A 12,259-nucleotide genomic window follows, 5' to 3' on the forward strand; every position below is an offset into this window, starting at 1 on the left:
TGGATTATTTTTTAAAATTTTCAGACTGAAAAAGGAGTGGTGGAATGAGTAAATTAAAGCAGACACCTTTGTTTCCCGTTTATGCAGAACATGGAGCGAAAACGATTGATTTTGGTGGATGGGATCTTCCTGTACAATTCACCGGTATTAAACATGAACATGAAATAACAAGAACAAAGGCTGGGTTATTTGATGTTTCCCATATGGGAGAAATCGCTGTTAAAGGTCCGAAAAGTCTAGAATTTCTACAACAAATGGTAACGAATGATGTTGGAAATTTAACACCAAACCGTGCCCAATATACATTTATGTGTTATGAGGATGGTGGAACTATTGATGATTTTCTAATTTATATGCTTGATGACAATGATTACCTTCTTGTCGTCAATGCGGCTAATACAAAAAAAGATTATCAATGGCTAGTTCGTCATAATCAGTTTAGTGAGACTGAGTTAACCATTGAAGATATATCCAGTAAATATGCGCAGCTTGCTTTACAAGGCTCTTTAGCCGAAGAAGTGTTGCAAGCGTTAACAGATAAGGAATTAGCAACTATTCGCTTCTTTCGTTTTGAAACAAATGTTCATTTTACTGGGATAAAAGATCCTGCGATTGTATCACGAACGGGTTATACGGGTGAGGATGGATTTGAGATTTATATTCCAGCTGCTAGTGGAATAGCTTTATGGAAAGCTATTTTACAGGCTGGTAAAGATAAAGGAGTAGAGCCGGTTGGGTTAGGGGCAAGAGATACATTGCGGTTTGAAGCAGGATTGCCTTTGTATGGTCAAGAGCTTTCTGAAACGATTAGTCCTGTAGAAGCTGGTTTAACCTTTGCAGTAAAAACGAATAAAACAATAGATTTTATTGGAAAAGAAGTATTGCAAAAACAGTTAGAAAAAGGTACATCCAGAAAACTTATTGGCCTGGAAATGATCGATAAAGGTATCCCGCGGACAGGCTATAGTGTCTATTATCAGGAAAAGCATGTTGGCTTTATTACTTCAGGAACGCAGGCACCGACGCTTAATAAAAACCTTGGTCTTGCTTTAGTAAATACTGACTATGCCGATATAGGTACTGAATTGACAGTGCAAGTTAGAAAACGGCAACTACAAGCAAAAGTAGTCGAAACACCTTTTTATACAAGAAAAAATTAGGGGGAGAAAAGAATGGAATTTCGCTATTTGCCAATGACAGAAGATGATAAACAAACCATGCTTAGAAGCATTGGAGTTAATGATGCAGATGAGCTCTTCTCCGATATTCCTAGTAAGGTGCGCCTAAAGAAGCCAATGAACTTAAAATCACCTGCAAATGAAGGAGATTTAAAGAAAGAATTAGCAAGCATGGCAGCTAAAAATGCGAACTTAAAGCAGTATCATTGTTTCTTAGGTGCTGGCGTATATGATCACTATATTCCATCGGTTGTCGATCATGTTATTTCTAGATCTGAGTTCTATACTGCTTACACGCCTTATCAACCAGAGATTTCTCAAGGAGAATTGCAGGCTATTTTTGAATTTCAAACGATGATTTGTGAGTTGACAGGGTTGGATGTGGCCAATTCCTCGATGTATGATGGTGGTACTGCGTTAGCTGAAGCGGTAAACTTAAGCGCTGCTCAAACGAGAAGAAAAAAGGTTTTAGTATCTCGTGCAGTTCATCCACAAAGCCGTGCAGTAATTGAAACCTATGCTAAGGGATCGGGCTTGACAATTGTATATATTGATACGAATCACGGTGTGACTGATTTAAACAAACTTCAAAAAGAGTTGAATGATGAAACAGCAAGCGTAGTTGTACAATATCCGAATTTCTTCGGTCTATTAGAACCGATGAAAGAAATCCAGACACTTTTATCAGATAAGAAGAAAACAATGTTTATTACTTCAAGCAATCCGTTGGCACTAGGATATTTGAGGCCACCGGCTGAATTTGGTGCTGATATAGTTGTTGGCGATACACAAGTTTTTGGTATTCCTGCCCAATTTGGTGGGCCGCATTGTGGCTATTTTGCAACCACAAAAAAATTAATGCGTAAAGTTCCTGGACGCTTAGTGGGACAGACTACGGATGAAGATGGAGTTAGAGGCTTTGTACTAACCTTACAAGCAAGAGAGCAACATATTCGGAGAGATAAGGCTACTTCTAATATTTGCTCGAATCAAGCATTGAATGCATTAGCTAGTGCAGTAGCAATGAGTGCTCTTGGCAAGCGAGGTTTGAAAAAAATGGCTGCTCTAAATATGAAAAAGGCACGTTATGCCAAGCAAAGGCTTGAAGAAGCAGGTTTTACCATCATTTATGATGGTGCATTTTTCAATGAATTTGTTCTTCAATTAGATAAGCCTGTTACTGAAGTAAATGAGCAATTACTTGAGAGAGGAATTATCGGTGGATATGATCTGGAAAGAGATTATCCTAATATGTCTGGACAGATGCTCGTTGCGGTTACAGAAAACCGGAGTGCTGAAGAAATCGATAAGTTTGTCAAAGAATTGGGGGATATAAATTGAATAGACAAGATTTTCCACTTATCTTTGAACGAAGTAAACTTGGAAGAACAAGCTATAGCTTACCAGAATTAGATGTACCTGATGTAGACTTGGAACAGGAGCTTGGAGAAACGTATATTCGTAAAGAAGCTGCTAATCTTCCGGAAATTAGTGAGCTGGATTTGATGAGGCATTATACTGCTCTTTCCACACGAAATTATGGAGTAGACTCGGGTTTTTATCCCCTGGGTTCATGTACAATGAAATACAACCCAAAGATTAATGAAGATGTCGCTCGAATGGAAGGCTTTAGCCATATTCATCCTGATCAGCCTGAAAGTAGTGTCCAAGGTGCGATGGCAATGATGTATGATCTACAGCAATCCTTATGTGAAATCACAGGAATGGATGAAGTTTCTTTGCAATCAGCTGCTGGAGCACAAGGCGAATGGACAGCATTAATGATGATTCGTGCTTTTCATGAAGCAAATGGTGATTATCAGCGTACAAAAGTAATCGTACCGGATTCAGCACATGGAACGAACCCAGCCTCTGCTACTGTTGCCGGATTTGAAGCAGTAACTGTCCAATCCAATGAGCAAGGATTAGTTGATTTAGAAGATTTAAAACGAGTAGTTGGTCCAGATACAGCAGCACTTATGTTAACGAATCCGAATACGCTAGGCTTATTTGAAACAGAAATTGAAGAAATGGCAAAGATTGTCCATGATGCTGGGGGTAAAATGTATTATGACGGAGCTAATTTAAATGCAATTATGGGCTATGCCCGTCCCGGCGATATGGGATTTGATGCCGTGCATTTGAACTTGCATAAAACCTTTACTGGTCCGCATGGCGGTGGGGGTCCCGGTTCTGGTCCTGTTGGCGTAACAGAAGAGTTAAAGCCTTTTCTCCCTAAACCATTGTTAGAAAAGAGTGGAGATCGTTATTTATTTAAGGATGATCTACCGCAATCCATTGGCAGGGTAAAACCGTATTATGGTAATTTTGGAATTTATTTAAGGGCCTATACGTATATCCGAACAATGGGAGCTGAAGGTTTGAAAAAGGTAAGCGAATACGCTGTGCTTAATGCTAACTATTTAATGCGTAATCTGCAAAAAGAATATGACCTTCCATTTAAGCAGCATTGCAAACATGAATTTGTTCTTTCCGGTAGACGACAGAAAAAACTGGGTGTACGTACTTTAGATATAGCAAAACGTTTATTAGACTATGGTTATCATCCACCGACAATCTACTTTCCTCTCAATGTCGAGGAAGCATTAATGATTGAGCCCACCGAAACCGAATCAAAAGAGACATTGGATGGTTTTATTGAAACTATGTTGCAGATAGCAAAAGAGGTTAGAGAGGAACCTGAATTAGTACAGGAAGCGCCACATCAAACGATTGTTAAACGAATGGATGAAACGACAGCTGCCAGAAAGCCAATTTTGCGTTATGAGCCTAAGTCAGAAGCTTGAATGTGGTTTCTTTCAGTCTATAGCTTTATCTCCAAAAAATGCCGTGGTTATATTTAACCATGGCATTTTATATGCTAAAGATATCAAATTTTAACAAAAACAGTTATAATTAGAAAATTCAGACTTGAATTAACACTGCTAACCCAAATTTATGCATACGATTTGCTAGTTTTTTTATTCTGTCTCTGAGATGCTACTTTTTTATACTATAGGAAAGTATAAAACTTTATGGTTTAATAGTATAAGAAAAACTATAGCTTTCTCCATAAAAACTTGGCGACAAGCCAAGTTTTTCTAAAGACAAGTCCCAATTAGTTTTGTAACAGATTGGGAAAAGCTACTTGAATACATCGCACCCGAGGATTTCTCGGGTGTCTGTCCTTTTTTGTTTTCTAATCCGTATTAGAAAACAATTTTTACTGAAGAAGTGTAGCTTTATTTTTTAATTTTGCCTGTCCACTTTTTAAATCCGCCTTTTAAGACACTGATATCCTTATAACCTTTTTTATGCAAAAGTTGAGCGGCTCGAGCTGCTCGCGAACCACTTTGGCAATAAAGATACACAGGCTTGTCTTTGCGCAATTCCACTAATCGTTGTTTCATTTGTGTAACGGGAATATTTCTCGCACCTAAGATATGTCCACGTTTAAACTCTTGCGGTTCACGTACATCTATCAGTTGTGCTTTACGATATCCTTCACGAAATTGATCTTCTGTCAATGTTTTCAAATACATTCTCTGTCTAAAGTAACGAAATACTAGAACTGCTATGAAAACAACGATGAGTAAAACTAAAATTTCCATTGCTTTTCCCCCGTCTATCAACATTTGTACATCTTCTATTATAGGTGTAAAACCTTGATTTTTCAAAACTTATTTATAAGGATGTTTAAAAATGCGGATGATACGTCAAATATCTATGCACGTTAGAATGATTTAAATGTTAACACTGAAGTAGTTAAGGCCACACCAGTGGAATTTTTAATCATGCATGTAAGTTGTTGTAAGACTCCGGCTTCAAAGCATTATAGAAAATATGAAGAAATTTGATTAAGAGATAACGGATCTAATGCTCAGGTTGTTCGTACGACAGGATATGGAAGGATTCGGCAGGATACATCGCTCGAAGAAAAAGCGCTTTTTCTATACTAGCTAGCATTAGTTTTTTGCATACACGCAAATATCTAATAACTAATTCATTATTAAACTCTTTAAAATAGTGCTACGTTTCACATATTATGATAAAACAGTTATAGTCCTCGAGTTATAGATATGTTAAATCCATCACTTATTGCTATTATTAACCTAACTTAACTGAAATTCGGCAAAATCGTTGAATATATAACATATGAGTGTTATAGCTTGTTTCTTAGTCAACATTCCTGTATTCTTTAAGGTGAAACAATTTTGCACTCGACAAAAAATATTCTTGAAATGGAGGAACATAAATGCCTACACCTAGTATGGAAGATTATATAGAGCAGATTTATAATTTAATGGAATCGAAAGGGTATGCCCGTGTTTCGGATATTGCAGAGGCACTAGAAGTTCATCCCTCCTCGGTAACGAAGATGATTCAAAAATTAGATCGCGATGATTATTTAGATTATGAAAAATACCGCGGTTTTGTGTTAACAACAAAGGGCAAAAAAATTGGCGAGCGACTAGTATTTCGTCATGAATTATTGGAGGAATTTTTAAAAATAATTGGTGTGGATCATGAGAATATTTATAATGATGTAGAAGGTATTGAACATCATTTAAGTTGGAATTCAATTGATCGTATCGGTGATGTTGTCAATTATTTCAAGACGGATAAGAAGCGTCTTAAGGAACTGAAAAAAATTCATCAAGCGTCTGAAGTTGAAAGCAGTAAATAACGACTTAAATTTAAAATATTTTAAATTTAGGTTCTAATTGCCTTTTTCATTGCTTACACATAAGGTAAATATCATATTTAGCAATGAAGAGGGGAAGGCTTATGCGAATTGACGGAGTTTTTTCAGGTGGCGGGGTAAAGGCTTATGCCTTTATCGGAGTTATGAAGCGCATTGAGGAAAAAGGGTTGGCATTTGAGCGAGTAGCAGGAACCTCAGCAGGTGCGATTATTGCTTCTTTACTTGCTGCACGCTACAGTTATCATGATATTCGCACATTAATGGAAGAGTTAGATCTAAAGAACCTTTTAGACCCTCCTGTAATTACAAAATGGCTACCATTTACAAAATGGTTGTTCTTATATTTTCAGCTTGGCATAAATAAAGGGAACAAATTGGAAGAATGGATTGGTGAAAAGCTAGCTGTTAAACATATATATACATTTAAAGATATTCATCCTGGCTATTTAAAAGTAATAGTTAGTGATATTTCTTTGGGAAAGCTAGTAGTTATTCCAGACGATTTAGAACGAATTTATGGTATTCCACCTGAACATTTTCCTGTCGCTACAGCAATTCGGATGAGTGCAGGCTTCCCTTATTTTTTTATGCCTAAAAAGCTATCAGGTAAAAATAAAGCAAAAAGTCTTATGGTCGATGGCGGCTTGTTAAGTAACTTTCCATTATGGGTTTTTGGAGAAGACCATAATAAACGCAAGCGCCCGGTTTTAGGTGTCAAGTTAAGTGCAGCTTCTCTGCATTTAAAACCCCGAAAAATAAAAACAGCACTGGCTATGTTTCATGCTTTATTTTTAACGATGATAGAAGCTCATGATAGTAGATATGTATCTATGTCACAAGCAAACAATATCATTTTTATTCCAGTAGAAAATTTGGAAAGCACGGACTTTACTATTGATAATGATATAAAGAACAAGTTAATTCAAGCAGGTTATGAACAGACAAGCAGATTTTTAAAGAGTTGGTCAAGATAAAAAAGGATCGTGCTTCAGAACGAAGCACGATCCCTTTTTTTTGTTGATTTATTCCCATCAATAACACGTAAATGGGGGGCTCGTTTAAGTCGCTTTTTCCGTTGCTGAGAAATCGTTGAGTGACCCTTCGCAGCAGCCGGTTTATTGGATTGGTGACGTTGATACTTTGCCTTCGATTGCTTTACGGCTTGACGATACTTTTTCATTTCATTGGAACTATTTCGTTTTCGCATAAACAGGAAATAAAAGGTGGAAAATAAAGCAACTCCAATTCCAATTGAAATGAAAATACTATTGATAAAGCTGACAGTATTGGTAAACAACTGTGATAAAAGACCGACTAGAGCTAAGCCAAGAATAATATACACTGGAATAGAAATAGATCTTCGTTTCATTATTGATGTTCCTCCTTATCAGGTTATGCACTATTTTAATCATTTCTATTCATAGATTTAACAATTTGAATATTGATATAGAGACCTTTATGTGGATGTTCAAAAAGTCCGGTAAAAAATAATGCATTGACCGTTTGAATAAATAAAATTTTAGCGTTAAGACGATGCGAGTAAAAAAACTTTAATGTCCAACGTAATCTTGTAACTAGGTAATGTCCTTAAGCCAAAGGATTGGAGCTAGGTAAGTTTTCTTTATTATCGAGAAAATTATAAAATTTGCTCATAGCGGATAATTTTTGTATGACATTACTCCATATCCAGCGCATAGCCCTTCAAGACCACTTCACTCTTGCTGAGATGCGATCAGATGCCTTTAGCATTTAGCGACCTGACTAAGGTGCTTGAGACTTTGTTCTTGGCTTGTGTCTTCCAGTTCTGTATCAAATTGTATACACTTCGCTACTCAAAACTTCGCATATCTATATAACTCTTTTTGAACATGTTCTTTATGTTAGTATTAACTTAATTAAGAAATTTATTCCTTTTTTGTACTATAGGAAAGTATAAAATTTTTTTATGGTTTATAGTATAAGAAAAACTATGGCTTTCACTAAAGACTTGGCGACAAGACAAGTTTTTCTAATCTTTATTTTATTCGATAAACCATCAAAACGAATCGGTTATGCAATTGCGAATCTTTCATTACCTTTATTTTACTGCAATGCTGCATAAATAACTAGAGATAATCAACGAAATTTAATGGATTGGTACGTAAACAACTGGTCATACTAAACTTGGAGGTGTATAGCATGGCAGAGCAAAAGAAACATTTGGAGCAGAATCAACATGAAACCCCAATGACAATTCTAGTTAGATCATTATTGACTGGTTTTATTGGCGGGGTCATCTGGAGCACCTTTGGTACGGTTCTGTATTATTTTAATTTTTCCGAGGTCGCACCTAAATCTTTTATACTAAGTTCTTGGATTCAAGCAGAGTGGGTTGATACATGGTTAGGAAATGTGATAACTATTTTTATTATTGGCTTACTCTCAGTTGGAACAGCGTTTATTTATTATGGACTATTTAAAAAAATTAACTCGATGTGGATAGGGGTTGTTTTTGGGATTCTTTTATGGAGTGTAATTTTTTACATCATGAATCCCATTTTTTCAACGGTACCACCACTAACTAAACTCCATACGGATACAATAGCATCTACAGTTTGTTTGTTTATCCTGTATGGTACATTTATTGGCTATTCAATTTCATATGATTATCATGATTTACAAGGTCAATCAAATAATCAGAAGACAGAAAAGGTATAGACATAAAATGCATGTGAAGTTATATTATTCAAATGGAACGCTTTATGATAAACTGTATACAGTCTTGTGTTCCTGTATCCATAACAAAGAAAACATAAGGAAAGGGATGAGGTAATGAGCAAGCTGACAGAATTGCGGCAAATGTTTGAGGAGAAGAAGCTAGATGGTATCTTAGTATCTAGTCCCATTAATCGACGTTATATTACTGGATTCACTGGTACTGCTGGGACCGCCATCATTAGCCGGACGGATGCTCGTTTTATAACAGATTTTCGCTATACGAAACAAGCAAATGAACAGATTAACGATTTTAAAGTAATTGAGTATCAGGATGGTCTAATCGAAGAAATCAAGAATCAACTAAGGGAAATGAATATTACTCATCTTGGATTTGAAAAAGAGCATGTTACATACCATCAATATGAACGGTTTCGCGATTCATTTGATGTTACACTTGTTCCTGTCAGTGGTATGTTAGAAGCATTACGGTTAATTAAAACAGACGATGAATTAGCAATTATGAAACAAGCTGCTAAAATAGCAGATGATGCTTTTGAACATATCCAATCCTTTATTAAACCAGGTGTAAGAGAAATCGATATTTCAAATGAATTAGAATTTTTTATGCGTAAGCAAGGTGCCACTGCATCTAGTTTTGATACCATTGTAGCTTCTGGAGAACGATCTGCTTTACCACATGGTGTTGCCTCAAATAAAAAAATCCAAACGGGTGAACTAGTTACACTTGATTACGGAGCATTATATAAAGGCTATTGTTCTGATATTACTCGAACGGTAGCGGTTGGCGAAATAAGTGAGCAATTACATTCGATTTACCATATTGTACTCGAGGCTCAATTACGCGGTGTAACTGCAATTAAGCCCGGTATTACCGGAAAAGAAGCAGATGCGGTAACAAGAGATTATATTACAGAACAAGGGTACGGTAAATATTTCGGTCATTCTACCGGCCATGGGCTTGGAATGGAAGTTCATGAAGCTCCTTCTCTATCGTTTCGTTCAGATAAACTATTAGAACCAGGTATGGTAGTCACGGTAGAGCCGGGGATTTATATTCTTGAAGTTGGTGGTTGTAGGATTGAAGATGATGTCGTAATTACTAAAACAGGTAATGAACGACTTACTCAAGCGCCAAAAGAATTAATTCATTTGTAATGGAGGCATAATATGATTTCAGTTAATGATTTTAAGACAGGATTAACCATTGAAGTAGATAATGATATCTGGCAAGTAATGGAATTTCAACATGTAAAACCAGGAAAAGGTGCAGCATTTGTCAGATCAAAGCTTAGAAATCTGCGTAACGGAAATATCCAAGAGAAAACTTTTCGTGCTGGGGAAAAAGTTGCTAAAGCACATATCGAAACGAAAAAAATGCAATATTTATACGCTTCTGGTGATATACACGCATTTATGGATACAAATACTTATGAACAAATTGAGCTTTCCAGCAGTCAAATTGAACATGAATTGAAATTTATGAAAGAAAATATGGAAGTATCGATTGTTATGTATGGGGGGGAAATTCTTGGTGTACAACTTCCAAATAACGTAGAATTAGAAGTTGTAGAAACAGAACCAGGTATTAAAGGGGATACTGCAAGTGGTGGATCAAAACCGGCTACATTAGAAACAGGGCACACCTTACAAGTTCCTTTCTTTATTAACCAAGGAGATATCATCGTAGTAAGTACTTCAGATGGAAAATATGTATCACGAGCTAATAAATAAAAAACAGTCCTAGGTACTGCGAGGCTGGGACATAAGCAAATACTAAATAGCAAAAACCGAACAATTCATTTATAATTGTTCGGTTTGTCTGTGTTTAGAAAAACTTGGCTTGTCGCCAAGTCTTTAGCGAAAGCCATAGTTTTTCTTATACTATAAACCATAAAAATTTTATACTTTCTTATAGTGTAAAAAAATTCCTATCATCGCTACGTCAAAATATTTCGCTTTCCGCGGGCACGGCCTCAGCTTCCTCGGAAAGCAAAGATCGCTTTCCTGCGGGATCTTCAGCTCGAGCTATTCCCGCAGGAGTCTACATATTTTGACTACGCTAAAAACTTGCGTAACACAAGGACGATTTATTGTTCGTTTTTTAATCAGCTGTTTTAGTTTTGTCCCAGCCTCGTTTTTTGTTGCCTAGGAGATATAAATTTGTTCTTTATCCCGCATGTAAGGTGCTGTAAGACTCCCACTTCAAGAGCCTGAGTTGGTACAAAAGGCTCTAAGTGGGAGAAAACGGCACCTAAATGCCCGATTCATTCAAGGGCCTTTAGATCATACCCTTGTGGTACTAACATTCAGTAGGAGATGGAAGAAAACTCCTACTGAATAAAAGTTTCACTTTATTCTTGTCCATTAAAAAGCAAAGCATAAAAATTTGCTTTAGAGGGTAGATTTTACGTCAAAAAAGTTTTAATTATAAGTTCTACGATTCAAGTCATCAGCACACACGCTAGAATCCTCAACCGTTAGTAGCTCTACATGTAACACATCCCGTATATTCAATGATTTCCAGAAGAAAATAAAATCCACTTTATGCTTAGGTATAATAATACATATAGTTCAGAAGATTAACTAGCTATATCGGAAACTTTCATATAATGATGATTATTGCATAGGTATGTGAGTAATAGAAAATTGCTAGTTTGATGTGAAGTCATATTTTGTCCTTCCCTGCATACATTTACTATTAGATAATGCAAGAAAAAAGCGAGGGAAGAAAAGCGATGAATGAGATCAGCAGGCTATTTCCAAATCAACTGCAAACAGAATTAGATAGAGCTCTTACTAATAGATGGGAACCTTTACAAGAAATTCGCTTACGTTTACAACAGCCGATCGAGCTTATTTTCAATCAGTCGCATGAACAATTAGTTCATTTAAAGCCGGACAAGCATGATTTTGTCCACATTATCCAGCAATTAAGTGATTATTCTTTATACCGCATGGAAGAAGAACTACGAGAAGGCTATATGACAATTGAAGGTGGGCATAGAGTCGGCTTAGCTGGAAAGGTAAACACGTTAAATGGATCTGTGAAAGCTATCCAATATATCACCTTTTTAAATATTCGTATTGCTAAACAAAAAATCGGAGCTGCTAGAAAGTTAATGCCGTATTTATATAATAACGGTTATAAGAATACATTAATTATAGGGGCACCACAAACCGGAAAGACAACGTTAATTCGTGATATAGCAAGGATAATTTCAACTGGTTCGAATCAAGTGTCGCCACTTAAAGTCGGAGTGATTGATGAACGTTCGGAAATTGCGGCTTCCATCAATGGTGTTCCTCAACATGATTTAGGGTCAAGAACAGATGTGATGGATGCCTGCCCTAAAGCCGAAGGAATGATGATGATGATTCGTTCCATGTCACCAGAAGTACTGATTGTTGATGAAATTGGCGGCAATAAAGATGTGGAAGCATTATTAGAAGCACTACATGCTGGAGTCGTTGTCATCTGCACTGTACATGGTTATACACTAGATGAATTAAAGCGCAGACCAGCTATAAAGCGGTTGCTTTCACAAGGAATTTTTCAGCGCTTTGTTTTATTACATCATACATCAATACCTGGAAGTTCATATACGATTTATGATGAAAGCAAGAGAAATATGCTGCGACAAAAATCGGGGGTCTAATT

The 12,259-nt window shown here is 36.5% G+C and carries 11 protein-coding genes; 9 read left to right on the forward strand and 2 right to left on the reverse strand.

The window, feature by feature from the left end:
- Positions 1 to 44: 44 nt before the first annotated feature.
- Genes gcvT through gcvPB form a run of 3 tightly spaced genes read left to right on the forward strand, consistent with a single transcriptional unit; the run spans position 45 to position 3,985 of the window.
- Complete coding sequence (gene gcvT / locus KQI21_RS00090; protein ID WP_216481988.1) at positions 45 to 1,160, forward strand: glycine cleavage system aminomethyltransferase GcvT; 1,116 nt, start codon at positions 45 to 47, stop codon at positions 1,158 to 1,160.
- A 12-nt stretch (positions 1,161 to 1,172) separates the two neighbouring features.
- Complete coding sequence (gene gcvPA / locus KQI21_RS00095) at positions 1,173 to 2,519, forward strand: aminomethyl-transferring glycine dehydrogenase subunit GcvPA (RefSeq protein ID WP_216481989.1); 1,347 nt, start codon at positions 1,173 to 1,175, stop codon at positions 2,517 to 2,519.
- Positions 2,516 to 3,985 (forward strand): aminomethyl-transferring glycine dehydrogenase subunit GcvPB, encoded by a 1,470-nt coding sequence (gene gcvPB, locus KQI21_RS00100; RefSeq protein ID WP_216481990.1) that lies wholly within the window; start codon positions 2,516 to 2,518, stop codon positions 3,983 to 3,985. Before gcvPA ends, gcvPB begins: the two co-directional genes overlap by 4 nt.
- 435 nt (positions 3,986 to 4,420) lie before the next feature.
- On the opposite strand, the gene KQI21_RS00105 is transcribed toward gcvPB, so the two are convergent.
- Positions 4,421 to 4,789, reverse strand: a complete 369-nt coding sequence (locus tag KQI21_RS00105; RefSeq protein ID WP_216481991.1) for a rhodanese-like domain-containing protein — start codon at positions 4,787 to 4,789, stop codon at positions 4,421 to 4,423.
- A 644-nt stretch (positions 4,790 to 5,433) separates the two neighbouring features.
- Here KQI21_RS00105 and mntR point away from each other — a divergent pair.
- Positions 5,434 to 5,865 (forward strand): transcriptional regulator MntR, encoded by a 432-nt coding sequence (mntR, locus tag KQI21_RS00110; RefSeq protein WP_216481992.1) that lies wholly within the window; start codon positions 5,434 to 5,436, stop codon positions 5,863 to 5,865.
- 101 nt (positions 5,866 to 5,966) lie between these two features.
- On the forward strand, positions 5,967 to 6,857 hold the full coding sequence (locus KQI21_RS00115) for a patatin-like phospholipase family protein (protein WP_216481993.1): 891 nt from the start codon (positions 5,967 to 5,969) through the stop codon (positions 6,855 to 6,857).
- Between the two features lie 14 nt (positions 6,858 to 6,871).
- On the opposite strand, the gene KQI21_RS00120 is transcribed toward KQI21_RS00115, so the two are convergent.
- On the reverse strand, positions 6,872 to 7,252 hold the full coding sequence (locus KQI21_RS00120) for an SA1362 family protein (protein WP_216481994.1): 381 nt from the start codon (positions 7,250 to 7,252) through the stop codon (positions 6,872 to 6,874).
- Positions 7,253 to 8,061: 809 nt separating this feature from the next.
- Between KQI21_RS00120 and KQI21_RS00125 the strand changes: the two genes are divergently transcribed.
- From KQI21_RS00125 to spoIIIAA, 4 genes are all read left to right on the forward strand, one after another.
- Positions 8,062 to 8,580, forward strand: coding sequence for a YqhR family membrane protein (locus KQI21_RS00125; RefSeq protein WP_216481995.1), 519 nt, complete (start codon positions 8,062 to 8,064; stop codon positions 8,578 to 8,580).
- Between the two features lie 114 nt (positions 8,581 to 8,694).
- Entirely contained in the window at positions 8,695 to 9,756 is a 1,062-nt protein-coding gene (locus KQI21_RS00130; RefSeq protein WP_216481996.1) for a M24 family metallopeptidase, read from the forward strand.
- A gap of 12 nt (positions 9,757 to 9,768) precedes the next feature.
- Positions 9,769 to 10,332, forward strand: a complete 564-nt coding sequence (efp, locus tag KQI21_RS00135) for an elongation factor P (protein ID WP_216481997.1) — start codon at positions 9,769 to 9,771, stop codon at positions 10,330 to 10,332.
- A 1,004-nt stretch (positions 10,333 to 11,336) separates the two neighbouring features.
- Positions 11,337 to 12,257, forward strand: a complete 921-nt coding sequence (gene spoIIIAA, locus KQI21_RS00140; RefSeq protein WP_216481998.1) for a stage III sporulation protein AA — start codon at positions 11,337 to 11,339, stop codon at positions 12,255 to 12,257.
- Positions 12,258 to 12,259 lie beyond the last annotated feature (2 nt).

It is taken from the genome of Virgibacillus proomii, from assembly GCF_018916875.1.
In the GTDB taxonomy this organism is placed as follows: domain Bacteria; phylum Bacillota; class Bacilli; order Bacillales; family Amphibacillaceae; genus Virgibacillus; species Virgibacillus proomii_B.